The 25,575-nt window shown below is 41.1% G+C and carries 27 protein-coding genes; 13 read left to right on the top strand and 14 right to left on the bottom strand.

What is annotated here, in order from left to right; genetic code table 11:
* The first annotated feature begins 396 nt into the window (after nucleotides 1–396).
* Complete coding sequence (locus tag XEN7305_RS14100) at nucleotides 397–1,554, top strand: mechanosensitive ion channel family protein (RefSeq protein ID WP_202951284.1); 1,158 nt, start codon at nucleotides 397–399, stop codon at nucleotides 1,552–1,554.
* Between the two features lie 128 nt (nucleotides 1,555–1,682).
* Here the strand turns inward: XEN7305_RS14100 and XEN7305_RS14095 are convergent, their stop codons facing one another.
* Nucleotides 1,683–3,008, bottom strand: coding sequence for a serine protease (locus XEN7305_RS14095; protein WP_006510125.1), 1,326 nt, complete (start codon nucleotides 3,006–3,008; stop codon nucleotides 1,683–1,685).
* A gap of 156 nt (nucleotides 3,009–3,164) precedes the next feature.
* Between XEN7305_RS14095 and minC the strand changes: the two genes are divergently transcribed.
* The 5 genes from minC to XEN7305_RS14070 all read left to right on the top strand — a co-directional run bounded on the left by minC (nucleotide 3,165) and on the right by XEN7305_RS14070 (nucleotide 6,415).
* A complete protein-coding gene (gene minC, locus XEN7305_RS14090) occupies nucleotides 3,165–4,010 on the top strand; it encodes a septum site-determining protein MinC (RefSeq protein ID WP_006510124.1) in 846 nt (281 codons plus the stop codon).
* Between the two features lie 110 nt (nucleotides 4,011–4,120).
* Nucleotides 4,121–4,918 carry a septum site-determining protein MinD gene (gene minD, locus XEN7305_RS14085; RefSeq protein WP_006510123.1) on the top strand — a complete coding sequence of 266 codons (798 nt, stop codon included), beginning with the start codon at nucleotides 4,121–4,123 and terminating at the stop codon, nucleotides 4,916–4,918.
* A 69-nt stretch (nucleotides 4,919–4,987) separates the two neighbouring features.
* The gene (gene minE / locus XEN7305_RS14080; protein ID WP_006510122.1) at nucleotides 4,988–5,302 is read left to right on the top strand and encodes a cell division topological specificity factor MinE; all 315 of its coding nucleotides are present in this window, start codon (nucleotides 4,988–4,990) and stop codon (nucleotides 5,300–5,302) included.
* 150 nt (nucleotides 5,303–5,452) lie between these two features.
* Nucleotides 5,453–5,812: an iron-sulfur cluster assembly accessory protein gene (locus XEN7305_RS14075; protein ID WP_006510121.1), complete on the top strand. Its 360-nt coding sequence runs from the start codon at nucleotides 5,453–5,455 to the stop codon at nucleotides 5,810–5,812.
* A 183-nt stretch (nucleotides 5,813–5,995) separates the two neighbouring features.
* On the top strand, nucleotides 5,996–6,415 hold the full coding sequence (locus XEN7305_RS14070; RefSeq protein ID WP_006510120.1) for a M48 family metallopeptidase: 420 nt from the start codon (nucleotides 5,996–5,998) through the stop codon (nucleotides 6,413–6,415).
* Between the two features lie 40 nt (nucleotides 6,416–6,455).
* On the opposite strand, the gene XEN7305_RS14065 is transcribed toward XEN7305_RS14070, so the two are convergent.
* Together XEN7305_RS14065 and XEN7305_RS14060 are read right to left on the bottom strand one after the other, a co-directional pair.
* A complete protein-coding gene (locus XEN7305_RS14065; protein WP_006510119.1) occupies nucleotides 6,456–7,058 on the bottom strand; it encodes a hypothetical protein in 603 nt (200 codons plus the stop codon).
* Nucleotides 7,059–7,206: 148 nt separating this feature from the next.
* On the bottom strand, nucleotides 7,207–7,899 hold the full coding sequence (locus tag XEN7305_RS14060; protein ID WP_006510118.1) for a response regulator transcription factor: 693 nt from the start codon (nucleotides 7,897–7,899) through the stop codon (nucleotides 7,207–7,209).
* A 326-nt stretch (nucleotides 7,900–8,225) separates the two neighbouring features.
* Here XEN7305_RS14060 and XEN7305_RS14055 point away from each other — a divergent pair, with 326 nt between their 5' ends.
* From XEN7305_RS14055 to XEN7305_RS14035, 5 genes are all read left to right on the top strand, one after another.
* A complete protein-coding gene (locus XEN7305_RS14055) occupies nucleotides 8,226–8,477 on the top strand; it encodes a DUF6761 family protein (protein ID WP_040897864.1) in 252 nt (83 codons plus the stop codon).
* 137 nt (nucleotides 8,478–8,614) lie between these two features.
* Nucleotides 8,615–8,977 carry a photosynthetic/respiratory NAD(P)H-quinone oxidoreductase subunit C gene (gene ndhC / locus XEN7305_RS14050; protein WP_006510116.1) on the top strand — a complete coding sequence of 121 codons (363 nt, stop codon included), beginning with the start codon at nucleotides 8,615–8,617 and terminating at the stop codon, nucleotides 8,975–8,977.
* A complete protein-coding gene (gene ndhK, locus XEN7305_RS14045) occupies nucleotides 8,974–9,705 on the top strand; it encodes a photosynthetic/respiratory NAD(P)H-quinone oxidoreductase subunit K (RefSeq protein WP_006510115.1) in 732 nt (243 codons plus the stop codon). The genes ndhC and ndhK overlap by 4 nt, the downstream gene beginning before the upstream one ends.
* Nucleotides 9,698–10,240, top strand: a complete 543-nt coding sequence (locus XEN7305_RS14040; RefSeq protein ID WP_006510114.1) for an NAD(P)H-quinone oxidoreductase subunit J — start codon at nucleotides 9,698–9,700, stop codon at nucleotides 10,238–10,240. Before ndhK ends, XEN7305_RS14040 begins: the two co-directional genes overlap by 8 nt.
* A gap of 168 nt (nucleotides 10,241–10,408) precedes the next feature.
* Nucleotides 10,409–11,755 carry a TldD/PmbA family protein gene (locus XEN7305_RS14035; protein WP_040897874.1) on the top strand — a complete coding sequence of 449 codons (1,347 nt, stop codon included), beginning with the start codon at nucleotides 10,409–10,411 and terminating at the stop codon, nucleotides 11,753–11,755.
* A gap of 62 nt (nucleotides 11,756–11,817) precedes the next feature.
* Here XEN7305_RS14035 and XEN7305_RS14030 read toward each other — a convergent pair whose 3' ends face one another.
* The 5 genes from XEN7305_RS14030 to larC form a co-directional block, all read right to left on the bottom strand.
* A complete protein-coding gene (locus XEN7305_RS14030) occupies nucleotides 11,818–13,185 on the bottom strand; it encodes an NAD-dependent succinate-semialdehyde dehydrogenase (RefSeq protein ID WP_006510112.1) in 1,368 nt (455 codons plus the stop codon).
* Nucleotides 13,186–13,303: 118 nt separating this feature from the next.
* Nucleotides 13,304–13,636: a hypothetical protein gene (locus XEN7305_RS14025; protein WP_006510111.1), complete on the bottom strand. Its 333-nt coding sequence runs from the start codon at nucleotides 13,634–13,636 to the stop codon at nucleotides 13,304–13,306.
* A gap of 110 nt (nucleotides 13,637–13,746) precedes the next feature.
* Nucleotides 13,747–14,124 carry a four helix bundle protein gene (locus tag XEN7305_RS14020; RefSeq protein WP_006510110.1) on the bottom strand — a complete coding sequence of 126 codons (378 nt, stop codon included), beginning with the start codon at nucleotides 14,122–14,124 and terminating at the stop codon, nucleotides 13,747–13,749.
* Nucleotides 14,125–14,236: 112 nt separating this feature from the next.
* The gene (acnB, locus tag XEN7305_RS14015; protein WP_006510109.1) at nucleotides 14,237–16,834 is read right to left on the bottom strand and encodes a bifunctional aconitate hydratase 2/2-methylisocitrate dehydratase; all 2,598 of its coding nucleotides are present in this window, start codon (nucleotides 16,832–16,834) and stop codon (nucleotides 14,237–14,239) included.
* Nucleotides 16,835–17,111: 277 nt separating this feature from the next.
* Complete coding sequence (larC, locus tag XEN7305_RS14010) at nucleotides 17,112–18,368, bottom strand: nickel pincer cofactor biosynthesis protein LarC (RefSeq protein ID WP_006510108.1); 1,257 nt, start codon at nucleotides 18,366–18,368, stop codon at nucleotides 17,112–17,114.
* 42 nt (nucleotides 18,369–18,410) lie between these two features.
* On the opposite strand from larC, the gene XEN7305_RS14005 reads away from it, so the two are divergent.
* Nucleotides 18,411–19,064 carry an L-threonylcarbamoyladenylate synthase gene (locus XEN7305_RS14005; protein WP_006510107.1) on the top strand — a complete coding sequence of 218 codons (654 nt, stop codon included), beginning with the start codon at nucleotides 18,411–18,413 and terminating at the stop codon, nucleotides 19,062–19,064.
* A 57-nt stretch (nucleotides 19,065–19,121) separates the two neighbouring features.
* On the opposite strand, the gene psb35 is transcribed toward XEN7305_RS14005, so the two are convergent.
* Nucleotides 19,122–19,322, bottom strand: coding sequence for a photosystem II assembly protein Psb35 (gene psb35, locus XEN7305_RS14000; protein ID WP_006510106.1), 201 nt, complete (start codon nucleotides 19,320–19,322; stop codon nucleotides 19,122–19,124).
* Between the two features lie 266 nt (nucleotides 19,323–19,588).
* A complete protein-coding gene (locus XEN7305_RS13995) occupies nucleotides 19,589–19,813 on the bottom strand; it encodes a hypothetical protein (protein ID WP_006510105.1) in 225 nt (74 codons plus the stop codon).
* Between the two features lie 335 nt (nucleotides 19,814–20,148).
* On the opposite strand from XEN7305_RS13995, the gene XEN7305_RS13990 reads away from it, so the two are divergent.
* Entirely contained in the window at nucleotides 20,149–22,563 is a 2,415-nt protein-coding gene (locus XEN7305_RS13990; RefSeq protein WP_006510104.1) for an endonuclease MutS2, read from the top strand.
* 49 nt (nucleotides 22,564–22,612) lie between these two features.
* On the opposite strand, the gene XEN7305_RS13985 is transcribed toward XEN7305_RS13990, so the two are convergent.
* From XEN7305_RS13985 to XEN7305_RS13970, 4 genes are all read right to left on the bottom strand, one after another.
* Nucleotides 22,613–23,647, bottom strand: a complete 1,035-nt coding sequence (locus XEN7305_RS13985; RefSeq protein ID WP_006510103.1) for a phycobilisome rod-core linker polypeptide — start codon at nucleotides 23,645–23,647, stop codon at nucleotides 22,613–22,615.
* A gap of 15 nt (nucleotides 23,648–23,662) precedes the next feature.
* A complete protein-coding gene (locus tag XEN7305_RS13980) occupies nucleotides 23,663–24,358 on the bottom strand; it encodes a phycobilisome rod-core linker polypeptide (RefSeq protein WP_006510102.1) in 696 nt (231 codons plus the stop codon).
* Nucleotides 24,359–24,494: 136 nt separating this feature from the next.
* Entirely contained in the window at nucleotides 24,495–24,980 is a 486-nt protein-coding gene (apcB, locus tag XEN7305_RS13975) for an allophycocyanin subunit beta (RefSeq protein WP_006510101.1), read from the bottom strand.
* 94 nt (nucleotides 24,981–25,074) lie between these two features.
* Nucleotides 25,075–25,560 (bottom strand): allophycocyanin subunit alpha apoprotein, encoded by a 486-nt coding sequence (locus XEN7305_RS13970; protein WP_006510100.1) that lies wholly within the window; start codon nucleotides 25,558–25,560, stop codon nucleotides 25,075–25,077.
* Nucleotides 25,561–25,575 lie beyond the last annotated feature (15 nt).

Raw genomic sequence — 25,575 nt, 5'->3', positions numbered from 1 at the left:
GGGTAGGGCTGTTTCATTCTCAAAAAAGATAGATGGGGAGATGGGGATATCGGGATTTAGGGAAAAATTCCGACAAATAGTCGGTAGTTTAACGAAATTTGTTGAACAAGATTTTTTCCAATCAACGAGTTATTCCTCATTTAAGTTGGTAAACCCGAATAAAAACCCGCGAAAGGCAAGACTAAATTGTGGCAAAAATAAGCTAATTCATCTCTATTTTTCTATTTCCCCAATTCCCTATTTCCCTAAGTCCCTATTACTCATGTTTTATCTATATTGAAACAGCCCTACCCGGAACGAGGGGGATTCTTGTGTCACAGACCAGTTAATAGATAGATCAAATAACTTTAATTGCAAGACCCCCGCACTCATCAAAATACAGATATAGAGCAGAATGTGAGTGATACTGAGGATAGCTCTGAGTCAAGAGAAGATAATAGAGCAGAGCCAGAGGACACCGAGGGAGAAAAAGTCGAAACAAAGTTATTGCCCTCTTTAATGCTCACCAAGCTCTTGAAGTTGTTTCAGAAAAAGCCTCAAGAACAAGATTGGCTAGCTGCTAATTTCAACATTACGGCGACCAAGAAGTTGTTAGAACATCAAACTCTGATTAAACAAAAAAGAAATATCTGCCAACTATTTCTCAGGTTGATGTTGATTTTAGAACTGTTGCTATTAGCTGTTGGTCTAACCATAATTCTTTGTATATTTCCTCAAATACGCTTTTTTTCAATCTATCTTATAGAAAAAACTTTAACGATAATCCTGCTCTGGACGGGGTTAACCTTAATAGATAAGCTAGGATCTTTCGCTATCGATTCCGTTCTCAACCGTTGGGCAACCGAAGCTCAATTAGCCAATACAGATTCCAATCGTTACACACTCAGAGCTAATACTTATTCTACGGTTCTCAAGCGAAACAAAACTTTTTTCACCACCATTTTGGGACTGTACTTAAGTATCTGGCTACTGGGGTTTAATCCTTCTGTCCTAGCTAGTGCTGGGTTTGCTGCTGTTGCTGTAGCTTTTCTGTCCCGCAGTTTACTAGAAGATGCTCTTCGTGGGATCGTAATTTTATCCACAGATCGCTATGCACTGGGAGATGTGGTTAACTTTGGCGGAGGAATGGAGGGAGCGGTAGAAGAGATTAATCTGTTTATTACTTCGTTGCGAAATCTCGATGGGCAATTAATCTCTATCCCTAATCGGAAGATTGAATCTGTCATTAACAACACCAAAAATTGGTCGAGGGTTAACTTTACCATTAGAATTGCTTGGAATGAAGATATCAACCAAGCGATAGAAATTATGACTCAAGTGGCAGCCAAAATGCAAGGTGATCCTTTATGGGAAGATAAGTTTCTTGAACCAGCAGAAATCTTAGGAGTTGAGGAGATATCCAATGAGGGTATTCTCATTCGTCTGTTAATCAAAACCCAACCTAGTCAACAATGGAGTGTGGGTCGGGAATTTCGTTTGCGAGTTAAACAAACTTTAGACGAAGTGGGCATTGCTGTGGCTCTTCCTCATCATAAGATTTCAGTTGTTTCTTAAAAATTATTGTAAAATTCGATTTGAAACATATTCTTGAATTGATTATTAACAATCCCGATAGGATTAAAACCCAAGACCTCAGCTCTACAAAACGATCGACCTTGACTCTAATTCTAAATTCGATTAACTTATGGTCGTATTTGTTCAATTAGTTCTCTCAATTCTTCTAGACGATTTTGATTGCTCTCTTCAATAGTTTGGGTCTCATCTTTAATTTCTGCCAATTTTTTCACTAGTTGAATGTACAAATTATAAATATCGTCAATTACATCCTGGGGTGTGTCTAGGTCGACTTTGCCAACAAAATCGTCCTCAGGAGAGAATTCTAAGGCTCCATCTTGACTGCTACGAGGCAAATTATCTGGCGAAAAAACAATATTGGTCAAAGCCGAATCGATCAAGTCCCTGCTGGGAGGGTCGAAATTGAATAAGAGTTTTAGTCCCAATTGATTCCAGGTTTCTAGAATACTACTAGCATTTTGTCCACTACTGAATTGATTATGTAATGTAGGAGTTGTATAGCTCACTGCCGCCTGGGTAATTTGTCCAAAATCCCTTGATTCCAGATTTCTTGAGGCTAAAAGCAGATTATTAACCAATTTGGGATCATAGGAGCAGTTTTTCCTAACGATATTTCCTTTATCCGCAGAGCCCCGCCCATGAATGCCCACAACAAACCCATCTCGATCAAAAACAGGGCCTCCACTCATTCCAGGACTTGTAACATCCAGATAAAATAGGCTATAACCGTTTTCACTATGATCTGTAGCTATGGTTCTAGTAATAGTTGTCCAGGCTAAACGCCGTTTACGCTGAGTTACCTTGCCACGACATTTACCTGTATTAGGGTCTTTTTCTTTTTCCGGGTCTGGCCAACCAGAAATATAGACCCGATCGCCAATACTTGTTTGCTGAAGATCACCCAAAGACGCGATCGCATAATCTTTGTTACTTTGAAAACTAACTATCGCAAGATCGGTTCCTGCCACACGACCAGGAATATTGAGGGAGTAACAACCTAAACGAATTAATTGCTTGATTGTCAGATTTGCTTGCAAAGGACAATTTCTGCCATCATCGACGTCAACGACCAAATGAACTGCTCCATCACTAGTACGAATTCCGTGAGGAACATTACTCTCCAAATATCTTTGTTTGAAGTTGTGAGAGACCGTCAATACATAATAGGTGTCGCTCTCGCGACCAATAATGACCCCCGAACCTGGGTTCCAAATGCCATCAGGATTGCTCTGCTTAGCCAAAGGATTGTTGCGATTGGCTTCTAGTTCAGTGACAAATTCATCAGTTAGTCCTGGAGCAATCAAGACAGTTGTTTGTCTGGCAACGGAATTAATTTCTTCGATAGATAATTTGGCTAAGGCAGGATTAGTAAATAGAACTAAGAATCCAATACTAAACAATAATTTACTAGGAATATAAAAAGGGGAAAACATGCGACTTTCCTCCATAATCATTAAATGATGATTAATTTAATTATGAATCAATACAACCTTGTTAAACATAAGTTAGCATTACTGTTGAAAATGTAGGTTAATTTATATATTCTCTAACCTAACCATTTCGTATTTAATTAAAATCCAGTTACTTATATGGTTTTAGAGACTGATTTGGCAGCTAATATGACTAGTGATGTTGCTATCTCTCCCGCAATTAGTCATTCTTCCCAAGTTCGGCTAAAAAAAGAAGGCAAAAACTTAATGTTGTTGTTGCCTGATGAAACTGACAGTAAGGGAGAATTATCTTGGTCAGAAACTTGGCAAGAATTAAAACATCGTTTAAAAAGTAGAGAGCAATTTTGGCACAATGGGGGTTCTGTATCTTTGGTGGCAAAAGACCGTCTACTAGATTCTAGGCAGTTACATACGATCGCGGAAACCCTAAAAGAGGTTGAATTGATCCTAGCCACAGTATGTACCAATAGAAGGCAAACCGCTGTGGCAGCAGCTACTGCGGGTTATTCTGTTGAACAAAATAAGCCAGGAGAAGCAAGCTTGAATTCTGAGGCAAAAAACCCTAATACTTCAGAATTGATGGCGGAGCCCTTATATTTGAGGAATACCATTCGCTCTGGGGTCGAAGTTCGTCATCCAGGAACCATTATTATTTGTGGGGATTTGAATCCAGGAGGTTCTGCGATCGCGGATGGGGATTTGTTTGTTTGGGGTCGTCTTCGAGGAGTTGCCCATGCAGGCTCGGCGGGAAATCGCAAGTCTCGGATTATGGCATTACAGATGGAGTTTACTCAATTACGCATTGCCGATCAGGTCGCGAGAGCGCCAAAAGTCCGACCCGAGAGTTTCCAACCAGAAACTGCTTTTATCTCCAATAAAGGAATTAGCCTTGCAAGGTCAGACTCGTTTGGGAAAACCTATGCTTTTTCTGTTGACGGTAATTATTGGCAAGAAACCAATAGCATCAAGAACCCTAAATATTAAATGAAGGCAGATGGCAGATGGCAGATGGCAGAAGTTTTGATTACTGAAGCTTAAAGTTTGAAAGCTTGAACTTTCTTAAATTAACTTACATTACACCAATCACTGAAAGTATGAGTCGCATAATTGTTGTTACCTCCGGTAAAGGAGGAGTTGGAAAAACCACTGTTTCTTCTAATCTTGGAGCAGCTTTAGCCAAGCTAAATAATAAAGTTGCTCTAGTTGATGCAGATTTTGGCTTGCGAAATTTAGATTTGCTCTTGGGACTAGAAGAACGAGTTGTTTACACAGCTATTGATGTCTTAGCGGGAGAATGTCGTCTTGCTCAAGCTTTAGTGAAACATAAAAGTTTAAATGGATTAGTTTTACTCCCCGCGGCCCAAAATCGCAATAAAGAGTCTGTTTCCCCAGACCAGATGAAAAAAATTATTGATGCTTTAGCAAAAGGCTATGACTATATTATTGTCGATAGTCCTGCGGGCATTGAGTTGGGATTCCGCAACGCGATCGTTGCCGCAAAAGAAGCTCTAATTGTTACCACTCCAGAAATTGCAGCAGTCAGAGATGCCGATCGCGTTATTGGTTTGCTAGAGGCCGAAGGCGTAGATAATATTCATTTAATCGTAAATCGTGTCAAGCCAAAAATGGTGCAAGACAATAAAATGATGAGCGTAGAAGATGTTTTGGAATTGCTGGGTGTGCCGTTAATTGGAGTTGTTCCTGACGACGAAAAGGTCATTGTCGCGACTAACAAAGGTGAACCCTTAGTTATTGGGGAAAGTGAGTCGATTCCTGGGATGACCTTCCTCAATATTGCCAGGCGTTTAGGTGGAGAAAAAGTTCCTTTCATCGATCTCATGAATCTCAACGAAAATTTGATATCGCGGTTGCGTCGTATTTTCGGAGGTTAACATAGGGAAAAGATTAACTTTTGTCGGTCATCAACAATAGGGAACAACACTTAAACTTAATAGTCAATAATGAATGATATTTTGGATATGCTTTTTTTACGTAACGGCAATAAAAACAGTCGTCAAGAGGCTAAGCGCCGCTTACAAGTAGTCATTGCCCATGACCGTGCGAGCATTGCCCCTGATATAATCGCGGCAATGCGAGAAGAAATTCTTGATGTGGTGGCTCGTTATGTTGAGATCAACCGAGATGAGATGGAATTTGGGTTAGAAAATAATGATCGGCTTACGGCATTAACTGTAAATTTGCCAATTCGCCAGATTAAAACTAGGTTGACTGAAAGAGTACAGTTAAAATCACCAGATCTCGACATTGAACAGTGAACATTGACCATTGGTAATTAAACATTTGAGTTTGACTGTTGGCTAAAGGTACCGCGAAATCGCTATCATAGATAGCAAGTATACTTTTTGATAGTCAATTTCTAGTTTTAACTAAAAAAACTGATAAGAAAATAGGAGTTATCAAGTTCAATGGCAGAAGCAACTCAAGCCCCTACCAGAGGGATTCAACTAACGGATACGGCGTTTAAACATATTGCGATGTTGCGGGAACAACAGGGCAATCAGGATCTTTGTTTACGAGTGGGCGTTCGTCAAGGCGGTTGTTCTGGAATGTCCTACATGATGGATTTTGAAGATTTGAGTAAAGTTCGCGATGATGATGAAGTCTTCGACTATGACGGATTTAAAATCATCTGCGACCCCAAAAGTTTGCTTTATCTTTATGGTTTAGTCCTCGATTATAGCAATGCTATGATAGGCGGTGGATTTGAGTTCACGAACCCCAATGCCAATCAGACTTGTGGCTGCGGTAAATCTTTTGGTGTTTAAATCAGGTTAATGATTACTTGCGCTAAATTACAGTAAAGTATTACGAAGTGGGCTTTTGTAAGTGAACAGTAAACAGTGAATTTTTATCAAGGATCTAAAACCTGATAACTGATGACTGATAACTGCTAACTGATTAAAGAGTCTGCTTTATTTTTTTGAGAAATTTTTTGTCGACAAATCTATATGAGTGAATCACTAGAAACCCTATTTGATCAAGGATTAGAGAAATATCAAGCTGGGGAAGAACCTGAGAATTTAATTCCCACCTTTCAAGAAGTTTGCGATCGCGATCCCAAGAACTCTGCTGCTTGGACATGTCTTGCTTGGTTATACATGTTAGTAGATAAACCCCAAAAAGCCCTGAAAGCTGCCAGCAAAAGCGTCAAACTAGAGCCTAGAGATCCTCAAGCCCAAGTTAATTTGGCATTAGCTATGCTAGATGCCGGAGAAAAAGGAGTCCGCAAACATATTGAAATTGTCGAGCAAGCGATCGGTTTTGATCAACGCATCAAAGATACTATCAAAGAAAACATTGATGAAGGCCTAACGAGAAAACCTGACTGGAAAAGCCTTCAACGAGTCAATAAATGGCTATTTGAATAGGGAACTAGGATAGAGAAGAACCTTTTAACTCTTAACTCTCTTAGCCAATCCAGATGATTTTAGAAGGCTCAACCTCATCTATTTCAGAATTTTCCCGATGATAATGGGAATAATCGTTGAAATTAGGGGATGTCACTGATTTAGGTCGAGAATATCCTGGTTTAACAGTACGAGAGCTCCGCATATTGGCAAAAGGAGAATCAGCAAATTTCTGAGGAAATAAATTCATCAAGAAAAAGTCCAATGTTGTGGATTTAATAAAACCTTGTAGGACTGCAACTGTTCCAAAACGGACACCAGTTTGGACTTGTTCTTCTAATATTTTGTCAATATCTTCTTGCTCTAACAATGCTGCTTGCTGCAAATAATAACCTAAGGGCTCTCGACATCTTTGTTTAAGTAAATTAGACCATTCCTCCACAAAAAAATCAGCTGTTTCTGGTTTTAGCCAACCTTGCATTGCGAGAATTTCTCCTAAAAGAAGATTAGAATAATGCCGTTTCGCTTGCAATGCCAACTCAACCTGACGTTGAGACACTAGATCTGCTTCCCGTAAGATAACTCCTATTTTTTGTTGACGCTTCAACGCTATATAAGCAGCTGAGTCGCGAAGATTACCTTTTGAAGGAGGATGATAAAACATAACCAAATTATTCCTAATGAAATCTATTGGGAATTTTTCTTTCAACTAAATTAATAACAAAATATCAAGTGTTTAACAGTGATCGTAATCAATGCAATTCCCGAATGGGTATATTTCCCATAAAGTTGTTAGGGGCAATTGTGAAGAATCATCCCGTTAGCAATTGGGGGTTTAGACGATAACCAACATTTCTAACTGTTTGTATCAGATAAGGCTGCCGGGGGTTAGACTCGATTTTCTTGCGTAACGATAACACATGAGTATCAATGGTTCGAGGATTATCGATCGCATCTGGCCAAGCCCGTCTCAATAATTCGGAACGACTTAAGGCAGTGCCACCTGCTTGAGCTAAAACATACAATAAACTAAATTCTTGGGGCGTCAGCTCGATAAAATGCTCCTGAACTTGCACCCGACGCTGAACCAAATCTATTTTCAACTCACTATAGTCTAGAAACAAAGGCGCAACATTTACTTTTACTCTTCTAACTAAAGCCTCGATACGAGCAATAAACTCTTTCATCCCAAAAGGTTTAGCTAAATAATCATCCGCTCCCGCATTTAATCCCGCAACAATATCCTTCTCATGATTACGGGCCGACAAAATTAAGACCAAATAATCACCTTGTTGCCTTAACCAACTACATAGTTCCAGACCATCACCATCTGGCAGATCAGAATCGATGATTACTAAAGTGGGTTGAAGATTAGTAACCGAATTTTTTCCTTGTTGGATATTTTCGCACTGCTTAACTTTGTAGCCCGCCTCCTGCAAGTGCCAACCTAACAATGCTCGTAAATGAGGATTTCCTTCAACTACCGAAATAAGTATCGAACCCACGTTGTTTTAAATGAATTTATTAGTATTTTAAATGTCAAGATCCTAGTATTAAACGCTAACAGAGCCAGTGTAAATATTTTGTAACACTTGTTACGTTCAGTTCCATCAGCCCCTAAAAGCCCTTAGCTATCTCCAAATAATCTCAAATTAAAGTGTTGTCGCAACTCCTCCATCCCCATTATCTAAACTACGGCGCTTGACACTCGTTTTGGTAAGATATTAGTGAAAAAATCAACAAATTTTAATACAGTAACCATAAAACAAAATTATCAGAGTGTGACTAAGAATAACTGGGAATAATTAGGGAGGAACTCAATAGATTAATCATGTTGCAGCACAGTCAATCGATACGTCATTACCAAAAGATAACGGACAATATGGTGGATTTGTGGCGCAGAGGCTATAAATTTGACGAAATTAGACTACATATGGATGGCTATGTCTCTTGTCTGCGTCAAACTAAAGCCCTGGAACCTTACCATATTAATCGTCTAGAAGAGGAATCCACGAGCTTTTTGCGAGATCCATCTAACTTTGAATCCCCAACTATGCTCCAAAGAGAAACAGATTATTATTAGAAAAGTGAGCAGCTCTGAGTTGTAAGCTATGCCATAAGCTAAAAAACAAAAACTAGAGCTTCAAGACGATCAGTACTAGAATGTATAAAAGTTAAAGACACTATAGTATTTTCTGTCACGGAGTAAGTAGGTAAAAATTGTTTGTTCTCAACGGATATGAATATTTTCTAGGCTTTCTGCTACTGTGCAGTGCCGTGCCCGCTCTTGCTTTGACAGCTTCTAAGATTCTCAGACCGAGAACTGGGGGCCCTGAGCGAGTCACAACCTATGAATCTGGAATGGAACCTGTAGGTGGGGCTTGGATTCAATTTAACATTCGCTATTATATGTTTGCCCTGGTATTTGTTGTTTTCGATGTGGAAACAGTATTTTTATACCCTTGGGCAGTGGCATTTAATCGTTTAGGGTTGCTCGCATTTGTGGAAGCCCTAATCTTTATCGCCATTCTGGTGGTTGCTTTAGTCTATGCCTGGAGAAAAGGAGCTCTTGAGTGGTCATGACTTCTAATATATTTGAACAAGAACAAAAATCAAAAATTCTTAATCCTATAAATGATACTAGGGTTACTCAGGATCTGTCAGAAAATGTTATTTTGACAACCGTTGACGATCTCTATAATTGGGCCAAACTATCTAGTCTCTGGCCAATGCTATATGGTACGGCTTGTTGTTTTATCGAATTTGCCGCTTTACTTGGCTCTCGATTTGACTTTGACCGTTTTGGGTTGGTTCCCCGCTCTAGCCCTCGTCAGGCAGATTTAATCATTACCGCAGGAACTATCACCATGAAAATGGCTCCTGCTCTGGTTCGTTTATACGAGGAAATGCCTGACCCTAAATATGTGATCGCGATGGGTGCTTGCACAATTACTGGGGGGATGTTTAGCGTTGATTCTCCTAGCACGGTTAGAGGAGTTGATAAGTTGATTCCTGTAGATGTTTATATTCCCGGTTGTCCTCCCCGTCCCGAGGCTATTTTTGACGCTATAATTAAGCTGCGTAAAAAAGTGTCGAATGAGACTTTGCAAGAAAGAGCATTAATGGTGGAGCAAACCCATCGTTATTACAGTACAACTCATAATATGAAGCCAGTTAAACAGATTCTCACTGGTAAGTATATGAAATCTCCAACCCGTCAGGCACCACCAAAGGAACTCGCTCAGGCAATGGGTATGCCAGTAACAGAAGCGTTACAAGAAGTTCAGAAAGAGGAGGTAGATCGTGGCTGAAGATCCAAAGGTAGATAATAAAAGTTCGGAGGAGAATAGTGAAACTTCTCAGATAGTGCCAGCAGGTCAGGTTTCTACTTGGTTGAGCGAAAATGGGTTTGGCAATGAAGCTTTAGAAGCTGATACCAGTGAAGTTGAGTTAATTAAGGTTGAGCCGGAGTTTTTGATTCCGATCGCGACTGCTTTGTACGCCTATGGATTTAATTATCTCCAATGCCAAGGAGCTTATGATGAAGGAGCTGGCAAGAATTTGGTCAGTTTTTATCATTTGCTAAAGTTAAGTGATAATGGTGATAATCCGGAAGAGGTCAGAATCAAAGTATATTTGCCTCGGGAAAATCCAACTATTGCCTCTGTCTACTGGATTTGGAAAGCGGCAGATTGGCAAGAAAGGGAAAGTTACGATATGTATGGCATCGTTTACGAAGGACATCCTAATTTGAAGCGCATTTTAATGCCCGAGGATTGGATTGGTTGGCCATTACGTAAGGACTATATCTCTCCCGATTTCTACGAGTTGCAAGACGCATATTAAATGAAGGCAGAGGGCGGAGGGCAGAGGGCAGAGGGCAGCGGTGCGACCCCGCGCCTTTGTAAGGCGCTAGGGAACGCGCACCAAGAGAGATGGCAGAGGGCAGAAGGGATGAATTCCCATTGGTCATTGCCTCTTACCTCTTACTTATTACTTATTACTTATTACTCAATGAATCTAGCTGTTGCCTCAACTATTCTGGGTCAGGAAGAAGCTGTTGATATTCTTGAATCTGTGATTGAAAAGTCTCAGGCAGATGATGTCTTTGTTAGTCTCAGCAGTCAAGAGTCGGCTTTAAGTCGCTTCTCTGAAAATCAAATTAGTCAAAATATTCAGAAAAATAAATTTAGCCTCACGATTACCAGCTATTTTGGCAAGCGTAGTGCTTCCGCTTCGACTACCGAATTAGACCCAGATGCGATCGCACAAACCCTAAGACGTTGTGAAGATTTGGCGCGTTTTGCACCAGAAGATCCCGAATGGGTGGAATTACTGGCCCCTCAAACCTATGAGGAACGACAACCAGCTTTTGACTTGGCAACAGCAGATTTGACACCTCTGACCAGAGGAGAAATTGTACAAGAGGTTTGTCAGCTCTCGGTCAAAGCAGGAGTAGCCGGGTCTGGGACATTTAGTACCAATGTTGCTCTACAGGCGATCGCAAATTCTGCGGGTTTGCGAGGTTGCGATCGCAATACCCGTGCCGATTTTAGTTTCACAGCTCGTCAAGATAATGGTTCGAGCTGGAGTCAGTTGACTGCTTGGGGCGTGGAACAATTACCTATTTTAGATGCTACAGAAAAAGTCATTCAAAAAGCAATCTTATCTCGTAACCCTCAAGAGGTCGCTCCAGGAGACTATACAGTTATTTTTGAACCGAACGCCATGGCAGGTTTATTGCCCTGGGTTATTTGGAATATGGATGCACGGGCTGCCGATGAGGGACGCTCTTTTATGTCCTGCACTGATGAAGCTGGGCAACCAATGGGTAACCGTGTTGGCGAAGAGTTATTCAGTCCTCTTGTTCAGATACAACGCAATCCGACTCATCCGCTCTTACAGTCAGGAAGATTTTTTGGTAACGGCCTAGGAAATAGTTACTTAGAAATTGTCCGAGATGGTAGTCCTCAAGCTCTGTCCTATAGCTGCTATTGGGCGCAGCAGAAAGGAAAAGAAGCCAATGGTTCCTTCTTTCCTATTGTTATGGCTGGCAGCGAAAAAACTGTCGATGATTTGATTGCGGGCACTGAAAAAGGAATTTTAGTTACTCGCGCTTGGTATGTTCGTTATGTTAATCCACGTACACTCGAAGTTACCGGCATGACTAGAGATGGGACTTTTTGGATTGAAGAGGGGAAAATTGCCTATCCAATTAAAAATCTTCGCTTTAATCAAAGTTTACCTGCTATGTTGAAAAATATTGAAGCAGTAGGCATGACTAAACGTTGTGGCACAAGTGTTATCCCTGCTTGTAAGGTCAATAATTTTCACTTTAGTAGTATTACAGATAGTATTTAGAATAACCTGTATATAGTTGTCGACCCACTTCAAGAAGTAGTTTATCTATGGGGAATTATTATTTAATTGACCCATACGGTTTTCTGGTTCACAAACTCACGAATTCCTTCAACTCCCAGTTCTCTGCCATAGCCAGAACGCTTAATACCCCCAAAAGGTAGCCGAGGATCAGACTTCACCAAACTATTAATAAAAACAGCTCCAGCTTCGATCTCATCAATTAATCTTTGCTGCTCATCAGGATTATTCGTCCAAGCACTGGCACCCAAGCCAAAAGGAATATCATTAGCCAGGGCGATCGCCTCATCAAGATCTTTAACCGTAAATAGCAATGCCACAGGGCCAAAGAACTCCTCCTTACTAGTCGTCGCAGTCAAATCAATATCAGTCAAAATAGTTGGAAGATAATAATTTCCAGGGCGAGCACTATCAGGTTGACCCCCAATTAAAAGTTGGGCTCCTTGTCGCACCGCATTCTCCACTTGATCTGACAACTCAGACAAAATTTGTGCAGTTGCCAAAGGCCCAATATCAGTATCAGGCTCCATCGGATCGCCAACCCGAAGCTCCTTAAACTTGGCAATTAACTTCTCGGTAAAGCGATCGCTAATACTTTCGGCCACAATAAATCTTTTCGCCGCAATACAAGATTGCCCATTATTCAGCATTCTTGCCTGCACTCCTGTTGCTACTGCTCGATCAATATCCGCAGATTCGAGCACAATAAAAGGATCGCTTCCACCCAATTCCAAAACAGTTTTTTTAATCTGACTCCCTGCGATCGCAGCCAAACTAGCCCCAGCCGGTTCACTACCTGTCAGCGTTGCTGCCTTCACACGATCATCCTTCATAATGGCGCCTACTTGGCCCGCACCTATGAGTAAAGTTTGAAATGCACCCTCAGGAAAACCTGCCTCATGAATAATATCTGCGATCGCCAAAGCCGATTGAGGCACATTAGAAGCATGTTTAAGCAGACCTACATTTCCTGCCATCAGAGCCGGAGCCGCAAACCGAAAAACTTGCCAAAAAGGAAAATTCCAAGGCATAACTGCCAAGACAATCCCCAGGGGATGATAAGCCACATAACTACTAGTTGCCTCCGTCGTGATCTCTTTATTAGCCAAAAATTCAGGGGCCTTCTCAGCATAGAAACGACAGACCAAAGCACATTTCTTAACTTCTGCGATCGCACTTTTGAGGGGCTTGCCCATTTCCAAAGTCATTATCCTGGCAAACTTATCCGTATCACGTTCTAAAATAGCTGCGGCATTATTTAGCCATTGACTCCTCTGGGCAAAACTGGTCTGACGATATTTGCCATAGGTAGTATCTGCCAAGGCCAATTTTAGTTCAATTTCTTCGGTAGTTAAAGCGGGAAAAGTTGCTAATGTTTTGCCTGTAGCTGGATTAATTGTTGCGATCGCCATCGTGACCTCCCTCCTGTAGAGAATATATGCGGAGAGTTTTCTCTCTATACTTCCAGGGTATCTGCGATCGCCTTTATCCAAGAAAATTCTTATAAAAACTATAGAATGTGTTGGTCTTCTAATGCCTTGGGCTTCCCGCTAATTTTGATTGTTTTATTTCTATATTTGGTCTGATTGAATTTTTAAATTTATCAACAATCGTTTGAACAATTTTTTTCTCTCTTTCATTATATTTTGGGGAAATATAAATATCCTTTATAAGAGTATTCAATGTACATCTTATTTTAGTGCCTTTAGAATTGGATGATTTATCTTTACAAATAAGTCTCAATTCTTTTTCAAACCCAAAAGAATTCCTTTTATACATAAACGGAATTAGTTGTTCTTTTTCATTTATTTCGCTAAAGTCTATTGGGATTTCTTCTTTGTCATAATCTATATTTCTTGGCATCTACATTTTCAACCCCGACCTTAACTTATTAATTTAAAATTTGCAGGCCACTATATATTATCCTAATGAAAGATAATGAGTTGTTTTATTTTACAACTAAACATAATTACTTACCTGATTTTCCATTTTTCAGGTTGTGAAGCCATTGTAACCAACTGTGCTAATATTTCTTCTATTCTTGAATCAAGGTAGTCAGCTTTGTCTTGACTTAAATAACCACATCTTTTAGCAATTTCAATCCAAGTTTGAGTTTCTGCTGCTTCGCTTTCGGCATCGTTAAGCTTACTCACAAAAGCAGCAGGATATCTGCGTTTTCTCCAAGATTCGGTAATATTAGCAGCTACAGAACGCGAGGAACGACGAATTTGGTCAGTGAGAGAAAAACGTTCTTCTGGCGGAAAAGATTTTGTTAGTTCAAAAATCTCCATCGCTACATTGATAGCATTTTGCCAAACTCTCAATTCCTTAAAAGAACGAATATTCGCCATTTTCTGAGTTGTTTATTATCATCTAGCGTTTTTTTCATCTTACTCTCGCCGCGTCTCCGTGTCACCGCGTCTCCGTGTCAATCTAAATCAAAATCTTAGAAAGCTCCACGAATTAGACAGGCATACCTAAAATATCCTCAATCTTAGGCATATCCTCCAAAGCAATAACACGACCTTCATCTTCAAAATCGGCAATCTGATCAAAATTCAGATAACGATATAAATCACCCTCAAAAGGCGCAATCTTCTCTTTGACGATCGCCATATACTCCTCAACCGTAGGAATTTTGCCCAGCAAAGCACAGACCGCAGCCAATTCAGCAGAACCCAAATAAACCTGTGCTCCTTTACCCATACGGTTGTTGAAATTACGAGTAGAAGTTGAGAAAACCGTGGAGTTATCCTCCACACGAGCTTGATTTCCCATACAGAGAGAACATCCAGGCATTTCGGTACGAGCACCTGCTGCTGCAAAAATCCCGTAAACTCCTTCTTCCCGCAATTGTTTCTCATCCATGCGTGTAGGAGGACAAACCCACAAGCGACCTTTGACTACTCCTGAACCCTCAAGAATTTTCGCTGCGGCACGGTAATGACCAATATTGGTCATGCAAGAACCAATAAATACTTCGTCTACTCTGTCTCCTGCACATTCCGACATTAACTTCACATTGTCAGGATCATTAGGAGCTGCCACAATAGGCTCTTTAATCTCGTCCAGATTCACTTCTACGATATCTGCATATTCAGCATCAGCATCAGCAGACATCAGTTCAGGATTTGCTAACCATTGCTCCATCTTGGCCACGCGACGCATAATTGTCCGAGCATCGGTGTAACCACGAGCCACCATATTTTTTAGTAATGCCACATTAGAACGCAAATATTCCGCCACGGTTTCTTCGCTGAGTTTGATCGTACTTCCCGAGCAAGAACGCTCAGCCGTCGCATCAGTCAACTCAAAAGCTTGCTCCACTTTTAGATTCGGCAAACCTTCCATTTCCATAATGCGTCCGTTAAAGACATTTTTCTTATTCTTTTTCTCAACGGTTAGTTTTCCTTCTTGCATGGCCACCCAAGGGATCGCGTTCACAATATCTCTGAGGGTTACACCAGGTTGAAGTTCCCCAGTAAAACGTACCAAAACAGATTCGGGCATATCTAACGGCATCACACCCAATGCAGCGGCAAAAGCAACTAACCCTGAACCCGCAGGAAACGAAATACCCAGAGGAAAACGAGTATGAGAGTCACCACCAGTACCGACAGTATCGGGCAACAACATTCTATTTAACCAGGAATGGATGATGCCATCTCCAGGGCGCAAAGCTACCCCGCCGCGATTGGCAAAGAAATCGGGCAAATTTTTGTGAGTCGTGATATCAACTGGCTTGGGATAAGCTGCGGTGTGGCAAAAAGTTTGCAGAGTCAAATCAGCATTAAAACCCAGACAAGCAAGTTCTTTCAATTCATCGCGAGTCATGGGTCCAGTAGTATCTTGAGAGCCCACAGTATTCATGATAGGTTCGCAAGAAGTTCCGGGACGAACCCCAGCTAGGCCACAAGCTTTCCCCACCATTTTCTGTGCTAGGGTGAAACCTCTGCCTGTATCTTCTGGCATCGAAGGGCGCATAAACAGAGTAGAAGGCTCTAAGCCCAAAGCTTCTCTAGTTTTGTCGGTCAAAGCTCTCCCAATAAGCAGGGGTATTCTACCACCAGCGCGGACTTCATCGAGTATCGTATCGGGTTTGAGGGTGAACGTTGAAATCACATCCCCATTTTCGTTGGTAATTTCGCCTTTATAAGGGTAGATTGTAATCACATCCCCAGTATTTGTCTGGGAGACATCACATTCGATGGGCAAGGCACCAGAATCTTCAGCAGTATTGAAAAAGATCGGTGCAATTTTGCCTCCTAAGATATAACCCCCTGCTTTTTTGTTGGGAATAAAGGGAATATCCATGCCTAGATGCCATAAAACCGAGTTGATTGCCGACTTGCGAGATGATCCTGTCCCTACAACATCTCCCACATAGGCCACAGGATGACCTTTTTCTTTAAGCTTTGCGATCGTCTCTAACCCATCAGGCATTTTTGCTTCCAGCATTGCCAAAGCATGGAGGGGAATGTCGGGACGAGTAGTGGCATGGGGTGCAGGAGACAAGTCATCAGTATTGGTTTCTCCTGGTACTTTAAAAACAGTAACCGTAATGCTTTCTGATAGTTTGGGACGAGAAACAAACCATTCCCCATTAGCCCAGGAGTCAATTACCTGTTTGGCATAGGAGTTGGCATCAGACAAAGCTAAAACATCATTAAAAGCATCAAACACAAGTAGGGTTTTGCTGAGGGCATTAGTTGCCTCTGCTGCAATACTTGGATCATCGGACTTGAGTAGTTCTACTAAAGACTGAACATTATAACCTCCGACCATTGTCCCGAGCAGCTTTACTGCTTCTTGGGGAGAAATGAGGGGGCAGGCAATTTCTTTTCTGGCAACAGCCGTTAAGAAACCAGCTTTCACATAAGCTGCATCATCCACTCCAGGAGGGACTCTATCAGTTAGCAAGGTAAGTAGAGTCTCTTCTTCTCCTGTCGGAGGATTTTTTAATAGTTCGCAAAGTTGAGATGTTTGCTCTGCGGTAAGAGGCAAAGGAGGGATTCTTTGGGCTTCTCTCTCAGCTTTATGTTGGCGATAGGCTTCTAGCATTTAGTAGTTCTCCTCTATAGTATGGGCATTTATATTACAGGTCATCTAGGATGCCTATGGTATCTATTGTCTCATTATTTGTAGATTGAATTCTCCCTCAAGCCTTTTCCTCAAAGGATCTCTATGGAGTTGAATCTTGATCTTTATATCTCTTATCCTATCTATTTTTGAGTGAAATAAGTTGGGGAGTCTATCAGATATAAGGATCGAGGTAGTTGATATTTTACGCGGAGGCCATGTCAAAGTTGATTTGCCCAAGCTGTTATTTAGACATCATTTAAAGTGAGTACTGTGAAATTGCTTGTTGGTAGATTTCTCGCCAAGGAACATGGTGTTTTTTAGCGAGTTTGGCGCAGTCTTCATATTCAGGTTGAATGTTAATAATTTGGCGCTCTTCTGCTTTGCCCCAACTAGCAATTTTGACTCTTACTTCACCATATTTAGTGGCAACTAATTTTATTTGGCGATCTAAAATACTTCTAGTTTGAGTCTTTTTCCGGATTCCTAAGGTTGTGGTTTCACGGAAAATAATTTCCTGGCAAATTTCTGCTTTTTCCGGGAAGCAGATTACTGTTAGCAAAATACCCGATCGCGATTTTTTCATGCCCACGGGTTGGGTAAATACATCTAATGCTCCCGCAGCTAATAATTGCTCCAGGGTGTAGGCGATCGCCTGGGGATTTAGATCATCAATCTGGGTCTCCAACACCATAACCGTCTCCTGGGCAAACTTACTCTCCCCAAGAATCCCCCCGTTTTCCCGTCTCCTCTTCTCCCTTTTCCCGATCCACAAACGCAAAATATTTGGTATCTCTAAATCTCTTGTCCCTGCGCCTAAGCCAATCTTTTCAATGGTCATCGCAGGGGGCTCGCCGAAACTTTTGGCCAAGGTTGTTGCGATCGCAGCTCCTGTGGGAGTAACTAATTCCTTGTTGATTCCATTACTGTAAGTTGGCACATTTCTTAATTGCCAGAGTTTGAGCGTTGCGGGAACTGGAACTGGCAAAATGCCATGGGCTGCTTTGACTGTTCCGCCGCCAGTGGGCATTGGAGAACAATATAACTCAGTAATATCTAGCCAATCTAAACCCAAACAAGTACCAACAATATCGATAATGGCGTCGGTTGCCCCCACTTCGTGAAAATGTACTTTTTCTGGTGGGATACCATGGACAGCAGCTTCTGCCACAGCTAATTGATAAAATGTTTGCAAACTCCAATCTTGGACTCTGTTGGGTAAATTAGCAGCTTTAATGATGCTAGTTATTTCTGGTAAATGTCTTGCCGGAGCATGATGGTGATGATGATGTTTCCCTTGAGGATCAGTTCCGTGAGCTAATTTCACTCGAACTTTTGTTGCTAATTGGCTTTGACGATGAACTTGCTCCCGCTCCAACTGATATTCTTGTTCTATGCCCAAATTAGCAAGATGATGTTGCAAATACTCCCAAGGTACTCCAACATCAACTAAAGCTCCTAAGAACATATCCCCAGCAATACCTGTTGGACATTCTAAATAAGCAACTTTAATCATTTTGTGAATTGGAAATTAAAAAATAAAGATTGAAAATTAATAATGGCTAAATTATACGAACTTCATCCTGAAAATCCCCAGAGAAGAACTATCGACCAAATCACATCAGCATTGAAGAGTGGTGCGGTGATGCTTTATCCCACAGATACGGTCTATGCGATCGGTTGCGATCTCAGTAATAAATCTGCGGTACAAAAAGTCAGAAGAATCAAACAACTATCCAACGAAAAACCCCTAACTTTTCTGTGCTCCTCTCTGTCTAATATTGCTCAATATGCCCAGGTCAGCGATCGCGCCTACCGCATTATGAAACATTTAGTTCCTGGCCCTTATACTTTTTTACTTCCTGCTACCAAACTAGTTCCCAAATTGGTTATGAGTCCCAAGCGCAAAACGACAGGAATCAGGGTTCCTAATCGCCTGATTTGTCAGGAATTACTGGAAGCATTGGGCAATCCGATTGTCTCCAGTTCGGCACATTTACCCGATGAAGACGGAGATTTTCCGACTATTGGGGTAGAAAAAGCCCGATTATTCGATGATCTAGAGAATTTAGTCGATATTATTATCGATGACAGTACGGAGCCAGGTTTTGATGTTTCAACGATTCTTGACTTCACCACCGAAGAACCGCAAGTGGTTCGTCAAGGAAAAGGTTGGCAAGAAGTGGAAAATTGGCTAACTCTTGTTAGTTAGACTGCGATTGAAAGAAAAGAGGTAAAAGGTAAAAGGGTGTCACCATATCAATTATTTTTATTTTTTGTCTTTTTTTTCTGTATCAATTTCGGGGACAAAATCAGGACGCTGCGAATTTTCCCAACCAGCAGGTCGCTTGGAATTGTACCAAGCAAATGAGCCTATGACGACAGCGGCAATAAAGCCAACCACATATACGGCGACAAAATAAACAGGAAACTCACTGCCTGTTGCGGCAACTTCCATCAATAAAGACATAAGATTAATTATCCTTAACTTAACTTAACATTAGGTATTTTATCAAAAAGTTACGCTCTAAGAATTTTAACTAGTGGACGCGGGTGTAAATAAGCTATCTATCAACGAAGGGCAAAAAGCTGATTTATCAAGACTTATTACTCATTACTTATTACTTCCGCGCAGCGGCACTAGTAGTTCTCCAAAAAAGTTCTGATAGGTTTGAGCAGTTGTGGGGAATTAGGAAAATAGGGGATTAGGGATAATATTTCCCTGTCAGATCTGCTTCAATATCTGAAGTTTTTGACAGACCATCGATTCAAACTGCTAACCGCAAACAGAATAGCGATGCCAACTATTTTGAGTAACCAAGGAGCAAGTATTAGGTTGAGAAGTAAAAAAGCCATTGCAGTAAAACCCATAGCTGCACTGAAAACATCATCTTCTAGTTTGCTGCTAATATAGAATGCGGCGATCGCAATACTCAGACTGATTAAAGAAAGCTCTATCATGAAAAGTGACTCTTTTGTATTGTTTGATATTTAATATTGATTTAGATACTAGGTAAGGGGTATTATTTTGATTGCTTTAAAATAATATTGTAATTAACTATAAGTTATATAAAAAATCCTTAACTTTTGTAACTAATGAGATTATACTGAATCTCACCATTGTGATCAAGATCACTAAATTTAGTTTCTAATCTTTTGCCCTCTCTCTTAGTACCTGCTTGCCCTTTGCCTTCGATTGAACAAACTAACTACCAATAACTACAAAAATCTTTAATAATTGTTATATAAGAGGAAAATGCTAAAAACGATCGCTCAAGAGAACCAACAGTAAAACTTTGATTACGACAGAAACTTTAAATTTATTAGAATGGCATCGCTTGTGTGAACATCTGGCTACTTTTGCCGAAACTAAAATCGGTGCTGTGGCAGCGCAAAACTTACAATTGCCCCAAAGCAAAGAAGTCAGCTTACAATTATTAGCTCAAACCACAGAAATCTATAATCTAGAACAAGAATTGGACTCAGGATGGACTTTCCGAGGAGTTAAAGATATTGGGGTTGCTCTAGAAAGAACAAAAATTGGAGGAATTCTTTCTGCGCAGGAACTTTTAGATATTGCCACAACCTTAGCTGGTATACGCTATCTACGCCGCATTATCGATAGTAAAACAGAAGAATTACCAGTCTTAAATGAATTAATTTTTCCCGTCCGAACCTATCCCGAAATTGAACAACAGATTCATCATTGTATTGACGATCGCGGAGAGATCACAGATCGAGCAAACCCGAGAATTGCGGGTATCCGAGCCAAGGTAAAAAGCTTGCGGCGACAGATTCGCCAAAGCCTACAACGGATTATTCAAAGTAATTTAGGTTCGGTACAAGAAGCCGTAATCACTCAAAGAAGCGATCGCTTTGTGATTCCCGTTAAACCAGGGCAAAAAGAAACTATCCCTGGAATTGTCCATGATGTTTCCAGTACAGGTTCAACGCTATATATTGAGCCTAGCTCGGTTGTCAATGCGGGTAACGCTCTACGACAAGCAGAAAAACAGCAAAAAAGAGAAGAAGAAATTGTCTTAAGAGAGTTAACCGAGAAAATTACGGAGGTTCAAGAAGATTTAGAAGAATTGCTGGCGATCGCAACTGTCTTAGATTTAGCAACAGCCAGAGCTCGTTATAGTCTGTGGTTAGAAGCTAATCCTCCACGTTTTATCGAGCGATCGGAAACTGTAACTCTGCGCAGATTACAGCATCCTCTTTTAGTTTGGCAGCAAAAACACGAATCCGGCACAGCGGTGGTTCCCATTGATGTCAAAATCGAACCTCAAACTCGTGTTGTCGCAATTACAGGGCCCAATACAGGAGGCAAAACCGTCACCCTGAAAACTATTGGCTTAGCAGCTTTGATGGCAAAAGCTGGTATTTTTGTCCCGGCTAAGGTTCCTGTAGAAATACCTTGGTTTAATACTGTTTTGGCCGATATTGGTGATGAGCAATCTCTACAACAGAGTTTATCAACTTTTTCTGGTCATATACGTCGTATCAGTCGCATTATTGAGGCGCTTAAGCCCCAAGAAGAACTGAAGGCAAATTGTTCTAACTCTTTAGTTCTGCTTGATGAGGTGGGCGCAGGAACAGATCCTGCTGAGGGTAGTGCCCTGGCGATCGCATTACTAAAATATTTAGCAGAACATAGCTTGTTAACAGTTGCCACAACCCATTATGGCGAACTAAAAGCCCTTAAGTACCAAGATGAGAGATTTGAAAATGCTTCGGTAGAATTCGATGATAGTAGTTTACAACCCACCTATCGCTTATTATGGGGGATTCCTGGTCGTTCCAATGCTCTCACCATTGCCCAACGTCTAGGCTTGGATTCTGAGATTGTCACCGATGCGCAAAACTTAGTGGGTATTGGTAAAACCGATGATGTTAACCAAGTGATTGCTGCCTTGGAAAATCAACGGCGAGAACAAGAAAGCAAAGCCGAGGAAGCAGGAAAACTATTAAGTCAAACTGAACTTTTCTACGAAGAAGTTTCACAAAGAGCGGAATCCCTGCAAGCTAGAGAACAAGAATTAAAACTATCTCAAGAAAAAGCAGTCCAGAAAGCGATCGCTGAGGCTAAAGCAGAAATCGCTCAAGTGATTCGTCGTTTGCAACAAGGGAATCAAACTGCCCAAAAAGCCCAGCAAGCAACAGAAGCTCTGAATAAAATTGCTAGTAAACAAGCTATTGCTAAGCCAAAAGCGCCTAAACCTGGCTATCATCCCCAAGTAGGAGAAAAAGTTAGAATACCCCGTCTCAATCAAACAGGGGAAGTTTTGAGCATTGAGGAAAACTCCCAATTGACTGTCCGTTTCGGTTTAATGAAAATGACCGTTGGGGTAACCGAAATTGAATCTCTAGACGGCAAAAAAGTCGAACCAGCCGCTAAGGAGAAAACTACAACTAAGAAGAAAACTCCCACTGCGACTACTACAAAACAAACACCCGTAACAGTTCGCACATCCCAAAATACCTTAGATATTCGGGGAAGTAGAGTTGCTAATTCGGAAGTGGATATTGAATCTGCGATCGCGCAAGCTACAGAATCAGGAATACTTTGGATTATTCACGGTAAGGGAACAGGCCGTTTGCGCCAAGGAGTTCATGAATTTCTGCAACGTCATCCCCAAGTGGCAAAGTACGAGCTGGCACCTCAAAAAGAAGGAGGCTCTGGCGTTACGGTTGTTTATCTAAAATAAATCAAAAGTTGTTTTATATATTGCTTTTTAGCACCGTCATCCGGCGAGTCTATTTGGTAAAAACACGATCACGCCATTTATTAAGACGTGCTTTCCCTAGAGCTGCTAAGCTTTGAGCTTGAGCCACTTGTTGTTTGAGAGCCGCAATCTGTTTTTGTTTATCTTGAGAACTATTAGTCCGATTCCTAAAGTTTAAACTATCGTAGGATGAGTTAGTGCTCTTAACATCAGTAATGTCAATATAGTAAGATTGCCATTGACTAATCCCGGCAGAACCAATAGAAGCCAAGGATTGTAGTTCTGCTAGTTGAGTTTCCAGTTTAGCTATTTCTGAGTCTAGTTGCGCTGATTCTGATTTTGGCTGTGGGACAGCAGAAATAGACTGAGTTTTGTTGAATTTAGAACGAGTTTGAGTTTTGAGAACTCTTTGGAGAAGTTCTTTAATATCCGTCAGAGGAACATTACCGTTGGGATTATTATAAATAATTGGAGCAGTCAGCCTAGGAGCATTACCCGTTTTTCCTGCTTTGTCACTTGTTGAGACGCTGTCCAACATTTTAAACATATTGGTATATCCCAATAATTTCTTCCCTGTTTGGGTTTTATGACCCCGATAATAAGGAACTATATTCTCCCCAAAAACATTTTGATACTCATCACTATCAATATAAGAATCAATATCAGCTTCGTAACCTTGACTATCTAATATTTGACTGTGGAAAAGAGTTTCGCTATATCCATCGGGAGCACGTCCGAGAAGATGTTTAAAGTTTAATTCATGAGAACGATAGCGTGGACAATTGTTGATAAACCGAGATTTATATAGCTCTGATTTGGCTAGCCAACGGACAAATTCCCTGACGCTGATCTCTCCTCCTTGTAATAGAGATTCTGCAACGGTTAAACGTTCGCTTTCCATAATATAGGCATTACCTAATATCTGACGATAAATAGCACGAATTACTATTGCTATTTCCGCTGACGAAGTAGGCAAAAATAGTTCTACAGGGCTGTGATCTTCATCTAATCCGATAGTTGATCCTGATATTCTGTCAATGGTTGTATCAATTAAAGTACTGTTCATAATATTAATTACAGCTTACTTATTTGTAACTTTAGAGTTCAGACTTTTCGCCATTTTGAGGAACAAACGAGGATCGCCGGTTTTGGGCTTTTTATCGTAGGGAATAAAGTTGCGAACAGCCTCTTGCCAAATCCCTTTAGGAAAGCCTAATTGATCGCGATGGTAGGCATCATAACGAGGAGAAGTAATGTTGAAGGGAGTCTCTCCCATGGCCCGACTTGGGAGAATCCGACGGCGATGATAGGGAACAGTATTCTCCCCAAAATTTTCGATATATTCATCACTATCGAGGAGCTGATCAACAAACCCTTTGACTCCTTGAGTCATGACTACTGCCGACCAAGAAATTTTCTCCGAATTACTATAAACTTTACGTCCCAAAACTTTTTGTACACAATGTTCCACAAAGCGGTAATTATTGTTTTTATTGTAAAAACTATCAATAAAAGTATTTGAAAGTAAGAGGCCACGAATGAAATCACGTACTGTAATTTGTCGGTTTCGCAGTTGGGATTCCAAGAAAACTTCGCGATCCCACTCAAATGCCCTAAAAAATATCTGACGATAGGCAGCATCAATGAGATTACCCATCTCGGTGGGAGAAAACAGATCATCAGTTGAATAAATAATAGCTTCGTCATCCCGAGCACCCAGAGCATCTACGCGCTGGTTGGAGCAGGAAGGAACATAAGCAAGTAAAGGGGTAGCCACGTTTATATAAACCTCCAGTCTTAAATAAAGCTTCACATAGATATCAATACAATTTGCCAAAAATTCCTTTTAAAATCTTAAAATTTTTGTCCCAGAAAAAGTCTGGCAATTTCGACTTAAAAGGAATTCGACGGTTTTAGCTTAAGCCAGAGCAGATATAGTCAAGATACACTCCTATTTCTTTGCCTGCCGCATCACCAACTAAACCAGTAGTAACTTCTTTCATCGCTTGGATAGCTTGTACAGTTGTCCCTGCGGGAACCCCTAATGAGCTATAAGTTTCTTTTAAGCCATTTAGAACGCGCTCGTCCAGAATGGAAGGATCTCCAGCGAGCATGGCATAGGTTGCATAGCGCAGATAATAGTCTAGGTCACGGATACATGCTGCATAGCGACGAGTGGTATACATGTTACCACCAGGACGAGTCGTGTCAGTATATAACAAGGATTTGGCCACCGCGTCTTTGACGATCGCCGCAGCGTTGGCACTAATCGTATTAGTTGCACGAACTCTGAGCTCCCCAGTTTGGAAATAAGCCTTGAGCGTATCCAAAGCGGGCGCTCCTAAATACTGACCCTGGACGTCAGCTGAGTTGATAATAGAAGTGATTGCGTCTTGCATAGTTTTTTTATTAGTCCTATCTGGTCTGAATAACGTTCTAGTAGTCTTAGGGCAAAATAAGACTTTTCTAGATAAATGTTCTTAGCTCTCTTTGTTAGAGTAGACCTCCAACAACATAGTCGAAGTAGGAAGCAGCTTCCCCAGCATCTTCCCCAGACATTAAAGAAAAAGCTATATTCTTCATCTCACGAATACCCTGAGCTACGGCCTCAATCGGAGTGCCCAGAGACTTGTACATTTCTTTAACGCCAACTAGGCCAATTTCTTCAATCGGGGCAACATCACCAGCTACTATTCCGTAGGTTACTAGTCTTAAATAGTAATCTAAGTCTCTCAAACAAGTTGCAGTCATTTCTTCGCCATAGGCATTGCCCCCAGGAGCGACCACATCAGGACGACTTTTGAACAGAGCGTCTCCCGCTTCTTTTATAATGCGCTCACGAGATTCGGTAAGTACTTGAGCAATACGTAAACGACTACCACCAGAAGAAATAAAGCCTTTGATTCTTTCTAGTTCACCCGGGCTCAGGTAACGAGCCTCGGCGTCAGCATTCACGATGGACTTCGTGACAATACTCATTGTATAGATTCCTCC

Source organism: Xenococcus sp. PCC 7305 (assembly GCF_000332055.1).
Classification (GTDB): Bacteria; Cyanobacteriota; Cyanobacteriia; order Cyanobacteriales; family Xenococcaceae; genus Xenococcus.
Note: the sequence above shows the minus strand (reverse complement) of the source record. Positions and strands in the feature narration are given on the sequence as shown.